Here is a 17,640-nt window from a genome sequence, read left to right as displayed (position 1 = left end):
ATTCCCATACTAGGCTTAGGGATTAACGAGTTTTGATCACCAATTGATTGGTTTGTTTCACTTCTTCCATAACCACGTAAGTACGTGTGTCATTAACACCGGGTAGACGAAGTAGTGTATCCCCTAGCAGTTTACGATAAGCACTCATATCCGAAACACGTGTTTTCAAAAGATAGTCGAAATCACCAGAAACAAGATGACACTCTTGGATGTCGTCAAGCTTCTGTACGGCTGCATTAAACTGTTCAAACACGTCTGGAGCACCACGGTTTAGCGTGATCTCCACAAACACCAATAGAGACGCGTCTAGGTACTGAGGGTTGAGCAACGCTGTGTACCCAGTGATGTATCCCTGACGCTCTAAGCGTCTTACACGCTCTAAACACGGAGTGGGCGAAAGACCGACTCGTTTAGACAATTCTACATTCGAAATTCGACCATCTTTTTGCAACTCATTCAGAATATTGCGATCGATACGGTCTAGATCCTTGGACGGCTTCTTATTGTTGTCTGCCATTTTTTATTCCACCTTATTACTTCCTTGCAAAAATTTATACTACAACTTCTTAATATACGGTATCAAATTTTATTACATCCTAACTATACTAGGCATTAATTCGACAGAATTACCCTAAATACAGTTGATACAACCATTTATCGATAAGGAGTCAGGATGATCATTGGCGTACCAAAGGAAATTAAAAACCACGAATACCGTGTGGGCATGATCCCAGCCAGCGTCCGCGAGTTAGTCTCACAAGGCCACCAAGTGTTGGTTGAAACCAATGCCGGCGCAGGCATCGGTTTTTCAGACGATGATTACATCGCTGTAGGCGCATCCATTCTTCCTACTGCTGCCGACGTATTTGCGAAGGCAGAGATGATTGTAAAGGTTAAAGAACCTCAAGCTGTCGAGCGAGCCATGCTCCGCGAAGGGCAAATTTTATTTACTTATTTACACCTCGCACCAGATTTTCCACAAACTGAAGAGCTAATCAAGAGCAAAGCCGTCTGTATAGCCTACGAGACTGTAACAGATAATATGGGTCGCTTGCCACTATTAGCGCCAATGTCTGAGGTTGCGGGTCGAATGTCTATCCAAGCCGGTGCGCAAACCTTGGAAAAATCGCACGGCGGACGTGGTCTTCTGCTAGGCGGCGTACCGGGTGTGGAGCCTGCAAAAGTGGTGGTCATCGGTGGTGGTGTGGTCGGTGCAAACGCGGCGCGCATGGCCGTTGGTCTGCGCGCAGATGTGACTATCCTTGACCGAAATGTCGACACTTTGCGCCGCTTGGACGAAGAGTTCCAAGGCCGTGCAAAAGTCGTCTACTCAACCAAAGACGCGATTGAAAAACACGTACTCGAAGCGGATTTGGTCATCGGTGCGGTATTGATCCCAGGTGCTGCGGCGCCGAAGCTGGTCACTAAAGAGCACATTGCCAAGATGAAACCGGGCGCGGCGGTAGTGGATGTTGCTATCGACCAAGGCGGCTGTTTTGAAACCTCTCACGCGACCACGCACGCCGATCCGACCTACATTGTTGATGACGTTGTCCACTACTGTGTGGCGAACATGCCGGGTGCGGTTGCGCGCACGTCAACCTTCGCTCTTAACAACGCGACCTTGCCGTACATTGTCAAACTGGCCAATAAAGGCTATCGCCAAGCGCTACTCGAAGACAAAGGCTTCCTGGAAGGATTGAACGTTATTCACGGTAAAGTAACTTGCCAAGAAGTGGCGGAAAGCTTTGACCTTGAGTACGTCGTTCCAGAACAAGCGATCGCGATGTTCAACTAAGCTTTAACAGCAACAACAAACAAAAGCGCTTGTGCCGAAACACAAGCGCTTTCTTTATTCTATTGATTCTAAGAATTGGCTCTGACCAAGCCGTAAGGATCAATCCGAGAACGCTTAAAACCAGCGCTCTAATGACGCACGATCTAGCTGTTTAAACGCTCGGTTAAGTAGACGCGCCAACTCTTTATAACGCGGACGAGATTTCATCGGCTCTAGCGCGCCTCCACTGTCGACAATTTTCTGATGGATTTCTCGATACCAGCCGGCCAACGCAGGAGGAAGTACAGTGTTCGAACGATTGCCGAGCCACCACATGCCTTGAATGGGCATACTGATGGCAAACAAGGCGATGATCACCGCCTGCGGCATAGCCTGATAGTTGTTGAACGCCATTTGAGTCAGCACACTGATGGCTGCAATCGCAGGCATGACCTTCACACCAAACCGAGTCGCCTTAATGATGCGTTGCTCTGGAAACAGCATGTTAAGCTCTTTGCGCATCGGCCAGATTTCCATGTATTTTTGACCGTCACGTAGGCTATGAATCAAACCGACTTTATTACTCATACGACTCTCTCACTGGTTTAGGCGACCAAATTAAAATTTAGTTGAAGAATTAAACTTTCTAAGTAAAAAATTGATAAAAGTTAATATTCTTTCAAAATTTTTTGTTATTATTCTCTATTATCGTTATCCTTCGCGGACCCACAATCTCATTGTTGCTGTTATTTACAATTTACGCAACTCTATGGGACCTATCTGCAAGGATGCAATGGTAACGTTCGGGAGACGTTACTGTCTCTTTATACGGAATTCGACGTTTTTTTGACCAAGATTAGTACGCAGCGAACCTCGTATCGTCTATTCTTGTGATTAATTTTTATCCTAACTGATTATTACAGGTAGTCACTCATGTCAAAGCTAGTTTTAGTTTTAAACTGCGGTAGTTCTTCTCTTAAGTTCGCTATTGTTGATGCAGCAAACGGCGACGAGCACCTAACCGGTCTTGCTGAATGTCTTCATCTTCCAGAAGCGCGTATCAAATGGAAGCTAGATGGCAAACACGAAGCACAACTTGGTGAAGGCGCTGCGCACGATGAAGCTCTTTCTTTCATCGTTGAAACTATTCTTGCTTCTAAGCCAGAACTTGCACAGCAACTGAAAGCGATCGGTCACCGTGTGGTACACGGCGGCGAGAAATTCACGCAATCTGCGCTTATCACTGACGACGTACTGAAAGGTATCGAAGACTGTGCAACATTGGCGCCTCTTCACAACCCAGCAGCGATCATTGGTATTAAAGCGGCTCAAAAAGCGTTCCCTGGCCTACCAATGTCTGCGGTATTTGATACGGCTTTCCACCAGTCTATGCCTGAAGAAGCGTACCTATACGCACTGCCATACAACCTGTACAAAGAGCACGGTATCCGTCGCTACGGCATGCACGGCACATCACACCTATTCATCGCTCGCGAAGCAGCTGAGCGTCTAGGTAAACCGGCTGACGAATTGAACATCATCAACTGTCACCTAGGTAACGGCGCATCTGTGTGTGCAATCAAGAACGGTAAATCAGTAGACACCTCTATGGGTCTGACACCGCTTGAAGGTTTGGTGATGGGTACACGCTGTGGTGATATCGACCCTGCAATCATCTTCCACCTACACGACGCACTAGGTTACTCTGTTGAGCAAATCAACACCATGCTAACCAAAGAGTCTGGCCTACAAGGTCTAACTGAAGTGACGTCTGACTGTCGTTTCGTTGAAGACAACTACGGTCAAAAAGAAGAAGCAACGCGTGCGATGGACGTCTTCTGTCACCGCTTAGCGAAATACGTAGCGGGTTACACTGCGACACTGGAAGGCCGTCTAGACGCGATCGTCTTTACTGGCGGTATCGGTGAAAACTCTGGCCCAATCCGTGAGATGGTATTGAACCGTCTAGGCGTATTCGGTATCGAAGTAGATGGTGAAGCAAACCTGAAAGCACGTTTTGGCGGTGAAGGCACCATCACAACTGCAGACAGCCGCATCCCAGCAATGGTGATTTCGACCAACGAAGAGCTTGTCATTGCCGAAGACACTGCTCGCCTAGCAGGTCTTTAATCAGATTCACCGGCTAGCCAAGTGCTAGCCGGTTTTCTAACTGAAGTCGGTCAATTACAGCTAACTGTGATGACCAAGGGGCACAACTGGCATTCTCCCTCTCTATCGTTTATGTCACTGTGCTTAACTCCCCCTAATAGCTAAAGGTACTCTACGAATGTCTCGTACTATTATGCTTATCCCTACCAGTGCTGGCGTCGGTCTGACCAGCGTGAGTATGGGTGTTCTTCGCGCTATGGAGCGTAAAGGCGTTAAAGTTTCTTTCTACAAGCCAATCTGTCAACCTCGTAGCGGTGGCGATCAACCGGATCTCACCTCGACGATTGTGGGCCGTAACAGCGATGTGAAAATCGGCCAGCCAATGCCGATGTCTGTCGCGGAAAGCTTGATCGGTAACGACAACATGGACGAGTTGCTAGAAACCGTCGTTGAACGTTACAACCAGATCAACAAAGATGCAGACGTAACCCTGATCGAAGGTCTTGTGCCAACGCGTAAGCACCCATTTGCCAACCAAGTGAACGCGGAAATCGCGGCCACATTGGGCGCAGAAATCGTGCTTGTCGCCACACCGGGTACCGATAACCCTGCGCAACTGAAAGAGCGTATTGAAGTTGCGTGTTCAAACTTTGGTGGCACTAAGAACAAAAACATCTCTGGCGTGATCATCAACAAGCTCAACGCACCGGTTGACGAAGCGGGTCGTACTCGCCCTGATCTGTCTGAGATCTTTGATGACGCAGACAGCGCGAAGCAAAGCGAGCTAAAAGTGATGGAGATCTTCAACACTTCTCCTATCCGTGTACTAGGTTGTGTGCCTTGGAGCATCGATCTCATCGCGACACGCGCTATCGACATGGCAGAGCACCTAAAAGCAGACATCATTAACGCCGGTGACATCAACACTCGCCGCATTAAGAGCATCACTTTCTGTGCGCGCTCTTTGCCAAACATGATCGAGCACTTTAAACCGGGTTCACTGCTTGTGACTTCAGCAGACCGTCCTGACGTTATCGTTGCCGCATCACTGGCGGCAATGAACGGCGTCGACATCGGTGCTATTTTGCTGACCGGCGGCTACGACATTCCTAAGGAAATCTCAGGTCTCTGTCAGCCAGCGTTTGACACTGGTCTACCTATCTTTAAAGCACAAGGTAACACGTGGCAAACATCATTGAACCTGCAAAGCTTCAGCATCGAAGTTCCCGCAGATGATAAAGAGCGTATCGAGTTCATCAATGAACACGTTGCTGGCCACATCGACGGTAACTGGATTGAGTCTATGACTGAAGGCACGCAAAAATCACGTCGCCTAAGTCCACCCGCGTTCCGTTACCAGTTGACTGAACTGGCCCGTAAAGCAGGCAAGCGTATCGTACTTCCAGAAGGCGACGAACCACGTACAGTGAAAGCGGCTGCCATCTGTGCAGAGCGCGGCATTGCTGAGTGTGTGTTGCTAGGTAACCCCGCTGAAATCCGCCGCGTCGCGGAGCAGCAAGGTGTTGAGCTTGGCGCTGGTGTGCAGATCATCGACTCAGACGCTATCCGTGAAAACTACGTTGCTCGTCTAGTTGAGCTTCGTGGTGCGAAAGGCATGACTGAAGTGGTTGCGCGTGAGAAGCTTGAAGACTCCGTATTCCTTGGCACCATGATGCTTGAAAACAACGAAGTCGATGGCCTAGTTTCAGGTGCGGTTCACACTACGGCGAACACCATCGTTCCTCCGTTCCAAATCATTAAGACTGCGCCGAATGCGTCTATCGTTTCGTCTGTGTTCTTCATGCTACTGCCAGACCAAGTACTGGTTTACGGCGACTGTGCGATCAACCCAGACCCAACGGCGGAACAATTGGCGGAAATCGCGATTCAATCTGCAGACTCTGCTGCGGCCTTTGGTATTGATCCTCGCGTTGCGATGATCTCTTACTCTACCGGTGAGTCTGGTAAAGGTGCAGACGTCGATAAAGTGCGTGAAGCAACACGCATTGCTAAGGAAAAACGTCCTGATCTAGTGATTGACGGTCCGCTACAGTACGACGCGGCGATCATGGAGAATGTGGCAGCGTCTAAAGCTCCGAACTCGCCTGTTGCAGGTAAAGCGACGGTATTTGTCTTCCCAGACTTAAACACAGGTAACACGACGTATAAAGCGGTACAGCGTAGTGCTGACCTTGTTTCTATCGGTCCAATGCTGCAAGGTATGCGCAAGCCGGTGAACGACCTATCTCGTGGTGCCTTGGTTGATGACATCGTCTACACCATCGCGCTGACAGCGATTCAAGCAGACCAAGAGCAGAAGTAATCACCGCTCTTGCGAGACTCTTTTAAGCCCTCCGACTACTGGAGGGCTTTTTTATTTCCCTATTATTGCAAGCCATACATAACGGCGCCGAGCATAACGGCGGAGCTCATAACCGGCACCACTTTGTGCCATAGCGCCCGGCCACCAATGATGGCCACCATCGACATTTTTACTAACGTATTCACCGCCGCCGCAATTAAGATCGCCAGCGATGCCACCTCTACGCTTAATATGGTCACGCTTTGTCTGCCCAGCGCGAGAGAAATTGCATCGACATCTGTCATGCCAGAGATCCCCGCTAGGATCAGCACACCCGACTCACCAAACCACTCAGTCAAGGCATGCGAAAGTAAAATGATCCCCGCGAGCACCAAACCAAACAGCAAGGCCGATTGCAACGCAAGTGGGTTACTTTGCTTGCTATTGGGTTCGACAGGCTCGATATGACAGCGGCGCCAAATCCACCATGCGGGCAGATAGAGTGCTGCCATCGTCACTAACGCTGGGTAAGCGATTTGCTCGACCAGTAAGGGGTTAATCACGCTTAGCACAATCAGTAAACGCGGAAACATGGTGCCACAACTGACTAATATGCCCGTAGCGAGTAAACCGCTCAAATGCGGCTGTTCCCGTGATAGATGAGAAAATTGCAATGTCAGCGCCGTCGATGAGCTCAATCCAGCAAATAGCGAAGTGAACAAGATACCCCGTTTGGTACCGCCAATTTTGATCGCAAAATAGCCCACAAAAGAGATGCTTGCGATCAACACCACCATCCACCAAATTTCATATGGATTGAGCGCATTCCAAGGCCCAAAGGTTTGATTTGGTAGCAATGGCAATAAGACGATGGAGATCATCAATAGCCGCAGTGCCGCGTCCAATTCGTACTCTTGTAGACGTTGCAGGGCTTGGTGCAGTTCGCGTTTGTTATCAAGCACCACTGCCGTAATCACCGCCGCTGACGCAGCCAAGACAGCGTACCCCGAGACCGTGAGCGCGCCGAGAACAAAGGTCATCAGCAAGCTGACCACACCGGTAATACTGATGCTGGTGCTGTTTTTTTGCTGCGCGACAAACGCCACACAAGCAAGAATCACCAAGGCGACAAAAGCAAAACCCAGCAGCAAAGGGGAATAGACTTTGGCTAAAATCGCGACCAGCGCGCCGAGTACCGCTACGAGAGAGAAGGTTCGGATCCCTGCAACGCGCGTGCCTTCCGCATTATTGCGCATCACCCAGCCACGCTGTGTCCCAACAATCGCCCCAAGCATCAACGCAATCAAAAGATGCCAAAAGAGCTGCTCATCGCTGACGAGATGTTGTAACTCCATACGCCCTCCCACTTGCTAACTGTCCAATGTTAAGTGTAGGAACTAACGCAGATAATTCTGTGATAGGGCATAAAAAACCCCGCGAAGTGCGGGGGATTAAGTTAAGCGCTGATGACCTCTCGTCCGTGGGGAGAATCGAGGTCTAATTCTGGTCCTTTAGGTACCACTTGTGTGGGGTTGATCCCGGTGTGACTGAAATAGTAATGGCGCTTAATATGATAAAAATCTGTGGTCTCTTTGACCCCTTCCACTTGGTACAACTCTTTTAGATAACCGTGCAAGTTCGGGTAATCTTCAATACGCTGCTTATTGCATTTAAAGTGGCCCACATACACCGCATCAAAACGAATCAAGGTGGTAAACAAACGCCAATCGGCCTCCGTTACCTGACCGCCCGCTAGGTAGCGATGACTCGCGAGATGAGTATCAAGCTTATCCAACGCAGAGAACAGCTTATCGTATGCTTCTTCGTACGCTTCTTGCGTCGTCGCAAAACCGCAGCGGTAGACACCATTATTGACGTTGGGGTAGATAAAATCGTTCCACTCATCAATCACTTCGCGGAGGTGGTCTGGATAGTAATCGAGAGTATTGCCCGTCAAGTCGTTGAACGCATGATTAAACATACGGATGATTTCTGACGACTCATTGCTGACAATGGTGTTGTGCTTTTTATCCCACAAGACAGGCACCGTAACGCGCCCTGTGTAGTCGGACTTAGCCTGAGTGTAGATTTGGTGCAATCGCGTATGACCAAACAGCGGCTCAGGCAGCCCCATTTGCCAGCCTTCACTCATCATATCTGGGCAGACCACAGTGACATCAATATGAGACTCCAGCCCTTTTAGGCGGCGAAAAATTAGAGTTCGGTGAGCCCAAGGACACGCGAGCGAGACATAAAGATGATAGCGCCCGGATTCCGGCGCAAAACGCGCGCCCTCTTCATTGACGACCCAATCACGAAACCCGGCGTCTTCGCGCACAAATTGACCGCCGTTTGATTTAGTGTCGTACCACACATCGTGCCACACGCCTTCAACTAGCTTGCCCATAATTCACCTTCGTTATTCTCGTTCACTGTAAAAACCTTGCTTTTACTATAGCGAGTTGATTCAAAATGGCAGTAAGGGAAATTAGACGAACTTGGTCAACATATTTGAATAACTGCCAGCAAACTTACTCATAACCAGTAGAGATAAATGAAAGAAATCCTTTGTCTCATCTATTCCTAGCCTCTCCACTATGAGCGCTGAAACTTGATATACCTTCCAGTAAATCGCAACAATTTCCATACCTCTTGCTAACGTCACGGAGAACATCACATTTCAATCAAGACATACATCTTCGATTGTTATGTGTTTAATAACCCCCTCTCTATGTTTCTCATTTTTTGATCTCATTAGGATACGTCGTAAGCGCCCTCTCCCTTCGCTGGCGCACAACAACGAAAAAGGTATAACGATGAAAAACACCACGATTTGTGCAGTGGCTCTGGCCCTCGCTTCTAGCACAATTTTTGCTGCGGACTCGGATGAGTTGCACGCGTTCGATCCACGAAATACCCAATCCCGCATTGGTACTATGGTCAACACAGACAGCGGTGAGTTAAAGCTGTTTGCCGGCTATGGCGCTGCCAACCTTTACGATGCGGGACCAGAAGGCAAAACTCAAACCGTGCTCTTTGGTGAATACTTCACGGATACAGATAACATGCGTGCACGCATGGCGCATTTTGACAGTCGTGTGGGCGGGGTTTATATCGACTTGTATGGCACTAAGCTGGCAGACTCCTACACCGCAGGCTACATGCTGCCTCTGGAAGCCGCCAACGGCACCACAAAGTTCTTCCCTTCAGTGAATTACACTTATGTGGATGTCGACCTCAATAAAGCGGCAGGCCGCATCGCCAAAAACAGTGGCGGTAGCGTTGATGAGATTCAATCTGTGCTGCACTCTTTGGGGGCGAAAGATGCCCACTTAGCATCGGTCAACCTTTATGCCTTGCAGCCTTGGAATGACACCCACTACACCGTCATTCAAGCGATGGCTGGACAAGCTGTCGACGGTATTGATGACCTCAACTTTGTCGATTTGATGTGGGTTCAAGGGATGCAAGCTTATGTGAATGGTCAGAACATTAATATCTTTGTGGAAGGCCGCTATCACAACATTGAGACCGAAGTCCTAGGCCCGAAAAAGCGCAGCGAAGATGCGAAAATTTCATTGGGGATCGATTGGCGTTTCTGAGTGTCAGCCGTGCACATTTAGTAACGCTAAGCCATAAAAAATGCCAGTCACTTGACTGGCATTTTCTATCTATCGATGAGGGTAGGGATTATCCGTTGTTACGAATCCACTCATCCATATCTGTTTTAAGGTTGTCAGACTTAGTACCGAAGATAGCTTGAACACCACCTGCGACGACTACAACGCCTGCTGCACCCAATTTCTTAAGTTTGTCTTGGTCAACCACTTCTGTGTCAGCAACCGCAACACGTAGACGAGTGATACACGCGTCAAGACCTGTAATGTTTGCTTTACCGCCGAACGCTGCAACAAGCTCACCAGCCATGTCTGAACCAGACGCCGCCGCTTCAGCTTGAGTTTCGTCTTCACGACCAGGAGTTTTTAGGTCCATCGCTTTGATCACTGCACGGAATACTACGTAGTAGATTGCTGCGTAAACAAGACCAGTCGCGATCATGATACCCATCTTCTGAGCGTTGCCAGAAAGTACTAGGAAGTCGATCAAGCCGTGAGAGAATGATGTACCGTGTACGAAGCCGATAGTGTTAGCAACAACGTATGCAGAACCAGCAAGTAGAGCGTGGATTCCGTAAAGTAGTGGCGCAACGAATAGGAATGAGAATTCGATTGGCTCAGTAATACCTGTTAGGAATGAAGTCAACGCTGCTGACGCCATGATACCCATAACTTTAACGCGGTTCTCTGGCTTAGCAGAGTGTGCAATCGCGATAGCCGCTGCTGGTAGACCGAACATCTTGAACATGTAGCCACCTGCAAGCTGACCGAAGCCATTACCTGCTGCGCGAGACGCTTCATCTGCCACTAGGTAACATGTCAGTACGCCGTTTTGAGTTTCACCTGCTGCGTTCACACATTGACCTGCTTCGAAGAAGAAAGGTACGTTCCACACGTGGTGTAGACCGAATGGGATCAATGAACGCTCAACGATACCGTAGATACCGAATGCAAGTTGTGGGTTTTGCTCTGCAGCCCAGTGAGAGAACGCACCGATAGCTGAACCAATTGGTGGCCAGATGATAGACAGTACGATACCCAGTGCGATAGCTGCAAAACCAGTGATGATTGGCACAGCACGCTTACCAGCGAAGAAGCCAAGGTACTCAGGCAATTGAATGCGGAAGAAGCGGTTAAACGCCCACGCAGCCACACCACCGACTAGGATACCACCGAGAACACCCGTATCGATTTTCTCAACGCCCATCACGCCAGCCATAACGCTTAGTGTTGCCGTCATGATGCCGTAACCAACGATAGCAGCAAGGCCCGCTACGCCGTCGTTGTTAGTGAAGCCTAGAGCGACACCCACTGCAAATAGCAGTGCCATCTGGCCAAATACTGAACCACCCGCTTGTTCCATTAGGTTTGATACAATCTCTGGAATGAAACCAAGGTTGGCAGCACCAACACCAAGTAGGATACCTGCAACAGGCAATACTGATACTGGTAGCATCAGTGATTTACCTACTTTTTGCAGGTTAGCAAAAAGATTCTTAAACATGTTTATGCTCCTGAAAAGTTATAAGAATTATCGGGCACTAACGGCACACCCCCGCAGCCTTAAATGTTAGCACCCAAAGAAAATGTAACCACATATGACAGTATATTTTCTGCCTCTAAATATATCTTGATGGTGAACAAACTTTCTAGCGCGTTACGAAAATAAGTTTCAAACTACTAGATAGATCACAGTAACGAAGCGCCAAACAAGGCCCTCATACCAACTTATCCCCATGAAAAATATGAAGTTTTTATTGCACAACATTAATTTTATGGCGTAAATAAAATAGAATAGATTGTTATTTTATGTAACAAAATTACATTTGAACAAATTTTGTCTCGCATCTTCAACAGATTTGGTGAACACTGGTTTGATGAGTCAGATACGTGACGCTTGTAACAAAAAAAAAGGGCGAGCGCCCCTTTTTTATACCGCCATTAATTTCTATCTTAAAAAAAGTTTTTTGAAGTTCGTCGTTGTGGCTGCGGCCACCTCATGTAGGCCGCAAGACTTAAGCTTCGCAATGTATGCGGCGACTTCAACCACATAAGCAGGTTCATTCTGTTGGCCGCGATGAGGGACCGGGGCCAAATAGGGAGAATCGGTCTCAATCAACAAGCGATCAAGTGGCAACGCTTTGACCACGTCTTTCAACTCCGTTGCTTGTCGAAACGTCACGATACCAGAGATGGAAATGTAAAAGCCTAACTCCATCGCTTGCTTAGCAAAGGTAAGATCTTCCGTAAAACAGTGGATGACACCACCGCATTTCTCTGCCTGTCCTGCTCTTAAAATAGCCAGAGTATCTTCTCGTGCGTTGCGCGTATGAATGATCAGCGGCTTATTCACATTGACCGCGAGCTCGACCTGCTGCTCAAAGCGCAGTTTTTGCAGGTCAGCGGTTTCAGGCTGATAGTGATAATCCAGGCCCGTTTCACCAATCGCGACCACTTTCGGATGACTTGCGTATTCATGTAAGCGATCAAGGGCAAAGTCACTTTCGACGTCCAATGGATGAACCCCACACGACGCGTGTACGTTGTCATAAGGCTCAATCATAGCCAACATATCGGGAAACGAATCAAGCGTGACCCCCACCGAAAGCAACTCGGTGACATTAGCAGCGGTGGCTTTCTTTATGACATCAGCCACATCATTATGTCGCTCTTGGTAATCAAGTTTATCTAGATGACAGTGCGAATCTACGAACATAATTCCTCTTTTAATGAGAACAACCAACTCATGATCAGTAACTCTGCGTTGAGCCCTGGGTGGTCACTCAGTTGATTAATAAGTTTAGTCAGTGATTGTGTATGTTGGTAGAGCTGCGCGTAAGACACTGTCTCAGCTACACGCTGACAGCCAGGTGTCATCGCCTCATCCCTCACTGAAAAATGAACTTTTTGTGCATCAGTCAGCAAGGTCCATAACCAGGGTATAGACTCATCGGGCGCTTTCGCCAATTCCTTAGCAAGCTTCACCCCATCGTCTTGGCTGACCAAAAACGCAAGCAAGGCGGACTCTAGCTGCTGATACTGAGATTCCCCCCCCTGTTCAATAAACGCCAACGTATCGAGCGGGGAGTTCGCATGAATATGGGCGGCAAAGGCCGGCACCGCCTTTTGTGTGTGATGTGACAACCACTCTGCGACGTCGGTGGCACTCGGCGTATTGAGATACCATTGCTGGCAGCGACTGGTGATGGTGGCAAGCAGATGATTCTGACGGTGCGTCACCAAAAGGAACAGACAGTTTTCCCCTGGCTCTTCCAAGGTTTTGAGCAAAGCGTTCGAGGCGGACGTGTTCATTGCCTCAGCCGGCTCAATCACAAACAGTCGATAGCCACCAAGTTGGGACGATTCTTGTGCTAACCGGTTGCACTGCCGCACCTGTTCAACAGTGATCGCTTTGCCCTCTTTTTCAGGCACCACTCGATGAAAATCGGGATGGCTTTGCGATTGCATCAACTGGCAACCATGACAAAACCCACACGGCTCAGAGTGGTCGTGTTGGCACATCACTGCTCTTGAGAGTCTGTCCACCAACTGCTCTGCCCCCATGCCACTCTGTGCAATCAACATCGAGGCGTTGGCAAAACGCTGGTGTTCGAGGCTCGATTTCCACTCCGCCCAAAGCGGTGTTAACCAAGGGTACAGCTCATTCATACTAGGCGACGCCTTGCTCAGTCTGAGCCTCTAGCCAGCCTTTCAACGCCGCAGAGATATCGGCAGCCACTTGCTCTATAGATTGCTCAGCATTGATGATCAGAACCGTTGCATCATGGCGCGCGATCTCAAGATAGCGTGCGCGAGTACGATCGAAAAAACTCATGTCCATTTTTTCAATTCTGTCGAGTTCACCTCGACCACGCGCTCGCTCAAGGCCAACTCGAGGGTCGATGTCTAAGTACAAGGTCAAGTCGGGCTTAAAGTCGCCAAGCGTCGTCTGTTTGAGTGTTGACATCGTCTCAGCGGTAATCTGTCGGCCGCCACCCTGATAGGCTTGCGAGGACATATCATGACGATCGCCCACCACCCACTCACCTTTTTCCAAGGCAGGCTTAATGACATTTTCCACCAGTTGGACACGCGCGGCATACATCAACAGTAGCTCCGTCATGTCTTGCAGCACTTCACCCTCATGCTCTTGCTTGACCAAGTCACGTAACTTTTCAGCCAACGTGGTGCCACCGGGTTCGCGAGTTTGTTGAATCGAAGTGATGCCCGCCGCTTGTAACGTGGTCAATACGGCTTGAATCGCGGTGCTTTTACCCGCGCCTTCTAATCCTTCGATAACAATAAATTTTGCTTGTGTCATTGTTTACTTCTTAACTGTTTTAAATAGGCTCGGACCGCGCGGTTGTGCTCAGCCAATGTTTTTGAAAACACATGACCGCCGGTTCCACTGGCGACAAAGTAGTAGTAATCCCCATTCTCAGGGTTGGTCGCCGCTGCAATAGAGGCTTCACCCGGCATCGCGATCGGCGTAGGTGGCAGACCAAAAATGACATAGGTGTTATAAGGCGTGGGCGTACGAAGGTCTTTCTTACGTATGTTGCCGTCGTAGCTGTCGCCCATACCATAAATAACCGTCGGATCGGTTTGCAAACGCATACCTTTGTTGAGGCGATTAACAAACACTGACGCGACTCGCTCTCGCTCTTCTTCCACTGAGGTCTCTTTTTCAATGATAGAAGCAAGAATGAGGGCTTCATACGACGATTTCAATGGTAAATCACGCTGACGTTCTGCCCAGTGATAATCGAGCACCTGAGTGAGCTTACGCGATGCTCGCTCAAGAATATCCAACTCTGACGCTCCGAAGGTATAGTGGTAGGTTTCGGCTAAGAACATGCCTTCTAACTTCTCCACATCGAGCTCTAGCGCTCGGGCAATCTCCGCTTCCGTCATCTCTGTCGTATCATGCGTCAGATGCGGCGCTTGAGACAGCGCTTCACGCCACTCTTTGAACGTCGACCCTTCAACAAAGGTGATCGAAAACTGGTGCTCTTTACCCGACTTAAAAAGCAGCAACGCCTGACGTAGCGTCAGGCCAGGTTCCAACAGATAGGTACCCGCTTTTACTTGAGTAAGCTCGGGATAAAAGCGTCGAACCAGCGGCGTTAAATCGCTCGGTTCGATAAGGTCGCTCTGAGTAAGGTCACTTAACACTCGCTGAAAGCTGGTACCGGTTTTAAGGGTAAAAATGAGTTCTTGTGTCATCGATAGGGGTTGATTGACGTACTCATTCACTTGGTTAGTGATGTAGCGGTAACCCGCAAAAGCAATCAACAATATAGCAATCAATAAATAGGTGATTTTCTTAATCACGAGGAAAGGTTCTCCTGAAATCGTCGAGTTTGTGGTCCAATGGTGAACATTTTATGCGAAATAGCGCTGACCGGTGCGACACCTAACAAAGCGTTGCAGATGAAGACCTCGTCGGCCTGTTCAATATCGCAGAGCGTGAATTGCCCCACTTCAATGTGCAATCCCATTGTCAATGCGCATTGAAGCACGCGCTCTCTCATTGTCCCCGCGACCCCCGCAAGAGTAAGGTCGGGGGTAAATAGCGTGTCTTCGCGACACCAAAACAGGTTCGCCATCGTGGTTTCTATCACGAAGCCATCAATGTCGAGTGCCAAGCCATCTGCATAGCCTTGCTCGTCTAACTCTTGTTTGAGCAACACTTGCTCAAGTCGGTTGTTGTGTTTGTGACCGGCAAGGAGTGGGTTGTGGCCTAAACGCCGCTCGCACACGCCAAGTGCTACGCCATTCTGTTGCCATTGTTCATAATGGGCGGGAAATGCAAAGTGGCTAATAGTAACATTGGGTGTCGTGACGTGCGCAGGGCTATATCCGCGCCCACCTTCTCCTCGGCTGACATGCAGCTTGAGACCGGCATTCGCTGCAGGCAGTGACGCCGTCTCTAGCCATTGGCGCACTTGCTGCCAATCTGGGAACTCAATACCCAGCAAACGCAAGCACGCTTCCATTCTCGACACATGGGCTGACCACCCCTCAATCTGACCATGGCGAGTCAGTATGGTCGTAAAGCAGCCATCACCATATTGAAACGATCGATCACTTAGCGCGATTGAGTCCGCTCTCTGTCCATTGACCCAAAACATCCATCCACCTTAGAAAACAAAACGGCTTAATACCGAAGCATTAAGCCGTTTTAACACAAATCATCCCACTACACGTAGCACGGTTTAGATCTTTTTGAACACCAACGAGCCGTTCGTACCACCAAAGCCGAATGAGTTACAAATCGCGTAATCCATCGATACTTCTTTCGCAGTGTGCGGCACAAGATCGATATCCTCTAACCCTTCTTCCGGGTTATCAAGGTTGATCGTCGGCGGCACAATTTGATCGCGCAAAGAGAGTACGGTAATGATGGCTTCTACTGAGCCCGCAGCACCCAACAAGTGACCTGTCATCGACTTGGTTGATGACACTTTGACTTGTTTCGCGCCCGATTCACCCAGTGCACGGCGGATGCCTTTCACTTCCGCGACGTCGCCTGCTGGCGTCGATGTACCGTGTGCATTCACGTAGCCAACTTGTGTGCCTTCGATATCCGCGTCACGCATGGCCGCTTCCATTGCCAATGCACCGCCTGAGCCATCTTCACTTGGCGAAGTCATGTGGTAAGCGTCACCTGACATACCAAAGCCAACCACTTCAGCGTAAATTTTCGCGCCACGCGCTTTCGCGTGTTCGTACTCTTCTAGCACCATCATGCCTGCGCCATCACCAAGAACAAAACCGTCACGGTCTTTGTCCCAAGGGCGAGAGGCTTTTTGAGGCGCATCATTACGAGTAGACAGTGCTTTCGCTGCACCAAAACCTGCCATACCAAGTGGGGTGGACGCTTTTTCTGAGCCACCCGCCACCATCGCTTCGCAATCGCCATACGCGATCATACGCGCTGCATGGCCGATGTTGTGCAGACCAGTTGTACACGCCGTCGAGATCGCAATATTTGGACCACGTAGACCACGCATAATTGATAAGTTACCCGCCACCATGTTAACAATGGTCGATGGGACGAAGAACGGACTCACTTTACGTGGACCTTTCTCGACCAATGCTGAGTGACCCGCTTCAATCAAGTCAAGGCCACCAATGCCTGAACCGATAGCGACGCCCACTCGTGCGGCGTTTTCTTCGTTAATTTCTAAGCCAGAGTCATCAAGAGCCTGAATACCCGCTGCGATACCGTACTGGATGAACAAGTCCATCTTACGTGCATCTTTCTTTGACATGTATTCTGTGCAATCAAAATCTTTGACTAGGCCTGCAAAACGAGTTGAGAAATTTTCAGTATCAAAGTGCTCGATATTGACGATACCACTTTGACCAGCTAGCAGGGCTTTCCAAGAGGATTCTACAGTGTTGCCTACCGGTGACAACATACCCATGCCAGTGACAACAACACGACGCTTGGACACGATTTTATTCTCCGGGTTTGAAATGATTCTATGGGAGGTATAGAAGAGTTGGTAAAACACAGGCGGCCAGTTGGCCGCCTGAGAGAGGGGTTTACTGAGCGCTGTTTACGTAGTCGATTGCAGCTTGAACAGTAGTGATCTTCTCAGCTTCTTCGTCTGGAATCTCAGTGTCGAATTCTTCTTCTAGAGCCATTACTAGTTCAACAGTGTCTAGAGAATCGGCACCTAGGTCATCAACGAAAGAAGCTTCGTTTTTCACTTCTGCTTCGTCTACACCTAGCTGTTCAACAATGATTTTCTTTACGCGTTCTTCGATGTTGCTCATTTTTTCTTTTCCTTTACAGATTTCGCTCAATGCGATGATTCCGTAGT

The 17,640-nt window shown here is 49.0% G+C and carries 16 protein-coding genes; 4 read left to right on the top strand and 12 right to left on the bottom strand.

The genetic code is table 11. The features are described from left to right. Positions 1 to 22: 22 nt before the first annotated feature. Positions 23 to 517, bottom strand: a complete 495-nt coding sequence (gene lrp, locus AC6R03_RS04980) for a leucine-responsive transcriptional regulator Lrp (RefSeq protein ID WP_284190498.1) — start codon at positions 515 to 517, stop codon at positions 23 to 25. 156 nt (positions 518 to 673) lie between these two features. Between lrp and ald the strand changes: the two genes are divergently transcribed. Then, positions 674 to 1,798, top strand: coding sequence for an alanine dehydrogenase (ald, locus tag AC6R03_RS04975; protein WP_500630293.1), 1,125 nt, complete (start codon positions 674 to 676; stop codon positions 1,796 to 1,798). Between the two features lie 114 nt (positions 1,799 to 1,912). Here the strand turns inward: ald and yfbV are convergent, their stop codons facing one another. Beyond that, the gene (gene yfbV, locus AC6R03_RS04970) at positions 1,913 to 2,365 is read right to left on the bottom strand and encodes a terminus macrodomain insulation protein YfbV (RefSeq protein WP_500626114.1); all 453 of its coding nucleotides are present in this window, start codon (positions 2,363 to 2,365) and stop codon (positions 1,913 to 1,915) included. A gap of 345 nt (positions 2,366 to 2,710) precedes the next feature. Between yfbV and AC6R03_RS04965 the strand changes: the two genes are divergently transcribed. After that, entirely contained in the window at positions 2,711 to 3,907 is a 1,197-nt protein-coding gene (locus AC6R03_RS04965) for an acetate kinase (RefSeq protein WP_334552522.1), read from the top strand. A gap of 157 nt (positions 3,908 to 4,064) precedes the next feature. Then, positions 4,065 to 6,209, top strand: coding sequence for a phosphate acetyltransferase (pta, locus tag AC6R03_RS04960; protein ID WP_500630294.1), 2,145 nt, complete (start codon positions 4,065 to 4,067; stop codon positions 6,207 to 6,209). 62 nt (positions 6,210 to 6,271) lie between these two features. Here pta and AC6R03_RS04955 read toward each other — a convergent pair whose 3' ends face one another. Together AC6R03_RS04955 and AC6R03_RS04950 are read right to left on the bottom strand one after the other, a co-directional pair. After that, the gene (locus AC6R03_RS04955) at positions 6,272 to 7,543 is read right to left on the bottom strand and encodes an MgtC/SapB family protein (RefSeq protein ID WP_500630295.1); all 1,272 of its coding nucleotides are present in this window, start codon (positions 7,541 to 7,543) and stop codon (positions 6,272 to 6,274) included. A 101-nt stretch (positions 7,544 to 7,644) separates the two neighbouring features. Beyond that, the gene (locus tag AC6R03_RS04950) at positions 7,645 to 8,595 is read right to left on the bottom strand and encodes a glutathione S-transferase family protein (RefSeq protein ID WP_500630296.1); all 951 of its coding nucleotides are present in this window, start codon (positions 8,593 to 8,595) and stop codon (positions 7,645 to 7,647) included. A gap of 409 nt (positions 8,596 to 9,004) precedes the next feature. Here AC6R03_RS04950 and AC6R03_RS04945 point away from each other — a divergent pair, with 409 nt between their 5' ends. Next, positions 9,005 to 9,790, top strand: a complete 786-nt coding sequence (locus AC6R03_RS04945) for a hypothetical protein (RefSeq protein WP_500630297.1) — start codon at positions 9,005 to 9,007, stop codon at positions 9,788 to 9,790. An 88-nt stretch (positions 9,791 to 9,878) separates the two neighbouring features. On the opposite strand, the gene ptsG is transcribed toward AC6R03_RS04945, so the two are convergent. From ptsG to acpP, 8 genes are all read right to left on the bottom strand, one after another. Next, on the bottom strand, positions 9,879 to 11,309 hold the full coding sequence (gene ptsG / locus AC6R03_RS04940; protein ID WP_500630298.1) for a PTS glucose transporter subunit IIBC: 1,431 nt from the start codon (positions 11,307 to 11,309) through the stop codon (positions 9,879 to 9,881). A 444-nt stretch (positions 11,310 to 11,753) separates the two neighbouring features. Next, positions 11,754 to 12,521, bottom strand: a complete 768-nt coding sequence (locus AC6R03_RS04935; RefSeq protein WP_500630299.1) for a TatD family hydrolase — start codon at positions 12,519 to 12,521, stop codon at positions 11,754 to 11,756. Beyond that, complete coding sequence (holB, locus tag AC6R03_RS04930; protein WP_500630300.1) at positions 12,512 to 13,474, bottom strand: DNA polymerase III subunit delta'; 963 nt, start codon at positions 13,472 to 13,474, stop codon at positions 12,512 to 12,514. The genes AC6R03_RS04935 and holB overlap by 10 nt, the downstream gene beginning before the upstream one ends. A 1-nt stretch (position 13,475) precedes the next feature. Then, positions 13,476 to 14,126 carry a dTMP kinase gene (gene tmk, locus AC6R03_RS04925; protein WP_500626108.1) on the bottom strand — a complete coding sequence of 217 codons (651 nt, stop codon included), beginning with the start codon at positions 14,124 to 14,126 and terminating at the stop codon, positions 13,476 to 13,478. Then, on the bottom strand, positions 14,123 to 15,139 hold the full coding sequence (gene mltG, locus AC6R03_RS04920; RefSeq protein ID WP_500630301.1) for an endolytic transglycosylase MltG: 1,017 nt from the start codon (positions 15,137 to 15,139) through the stop codon (positions 14,123 to 14,125). Before mltG ends, tmk begins: the two co-directional genes overlap by 4 nt. Continuing rightward, positions 15,136 to 15,939, bottom strand: coding sequence for an aminodeoxychorismate lyase (gene pabC, locus AC6R03_RS04915; protein ID WP_500630302.1), 804 nt, complete (start codon positions 15,937 to 15,939; stop codon positions 15,136 to 15,138). Before pabC ends, mltG begins: the two co-directional genes overlap by 4 nt. Positions 15,940 to 16,023: 84 nt before the next feature. Continuing rightward, a complete protein-coding gene (gene fabF, locus AC6R03_RS04910) occupies positions 16,024 to 17,268 on the bottom strand; it encodes a beta-ketoacyl-ACP synthase II (RefSeq protein WP_500630303.1) in 1,245 nt (414 codons plus the stop codon). Positions 17,269 to 17,359: 91 nt separating this feature from the next. Further along, entirely contained in the window at positions 17,360 to 17,593 is a 234-nt protein-coding gene (acpP, locus tag AC6R03_RS04905) for an acyl carrier protein (RefSeq protein ID WP_004406112.1), read from the bottom strand. Between the last annotated feature and the right edge of the window lie 47 nt (positions 17,594 to 17,640).

The sequence above is a fragment of the Vibrio sp. R10-SG-ISO4 genome, assembly GCF_059834135.1.
This window is presented reverse-complemented; position numbering and strand designations above follow the sequence as displayed.

What these genes read in the sequence shown, in the direction of transcription:
- lrp (WP_284190498.1), bottom strand. Translation starts at nt 517, where the DNA reads ATGGCAGACAACAATAAGAAGCCGTCCAAGGATCTAGACCGTATCGAT.
- AC6R03_RS04945 (WP_500630297.1), top strand. Translation starts at nt 9,005, where the DNA reads ATGAAAAACACCACGATTTGTGCAGTGGCTCTGGCCCTCGCTTCTAGC.
- acpP (WP_004406112.1), bottom strand. Translation starts at nt 17,593, where the DNA reads ATGAGCAACATCGAAGAACGCGTAAAGAAAATCATTGTTGAACAGCTA.
- AC6R03_RS04950 (WP_500630296.1), bottom strand. Translation starts at nt 8,595, where the DNA reads ATGGGCAAGCTAGTTGAAGGCGTGTGGCACGATGTGTGGTACGACACT.
- pta (WP_500630294.1), top strand. Translation starts at nt 4,065, where the DNA reads ATGTCTCGTACTATTATGCTTATCCCTACCAGTGCTGGCGTCGGTCTG.
- AC6R03_RS04965 (WP_334552522.1), top strand. Translation starts at nt 2,711, where the DNA reads ATGTCAAAGCTAGTTTTAGTTTTAAACTGCGGTAGTTCTTCTCTTAAG.
- ald (WP_500630293.1), top strand. Translation starts at nt 674, where the DNA reads ATGATCATTGGCGTACCAAAGGAAATTAAAAACCACGAATACCGTGTG.
- ptsG (WP_500630298.1), bottom strand. Translation starts at nt 11,309, where the DNA reads ATGTTTAAGAATCTTTTTGCTAACCTGCAAAAAGTAGGTAAATCACTG.
- yfbV (WP_500626114.1), bottom strand. Translation starts at nt 2,365, where the DNA reads ATGAGTAATAAAGTCGGTTTGATTCATAGCCTACGTGACGGTCAAAAA.
- pabC (WP_500630302.1), bottom strand. Translation starts at nt 15,939, where the DNA reads ATGTTTTGGGTCAATGGACAGAGAGCGGACTCAATCGCGCTAAGTGAT.
- AC6R03_RS04955 (WP_500630295.1), bottom strand. Translation starts at nt 7,543, where the DNA reads ATGGAGTTACAACATCTCGTCAGCGATGAGCAGCTCTTTTGGCATCTT.
- tmk (WP_500626108.1), bottom strand. Translation starts at nt 14,126, where the DNA reads ATGACACAAGCAAAATTTATTGTTATCGAAGGATTAGAAGGCGCGGGT.
- AC6R03_RS04935 (WP_500630299.1), bottom strand. Translation starts at nt 12,521, where the DNA reads ATGTTCGTAGATTCGCACTGTCATCTAGATAAACTTGATTACCAAGAG.
- holB (WP_500630300.1), bottom strand. Translation starts at nt 13,474, where the DNA reads ATGAATGAGCTGTACCCTTGGTTAACACCGCTTTGGGCGGAGTGGAAA.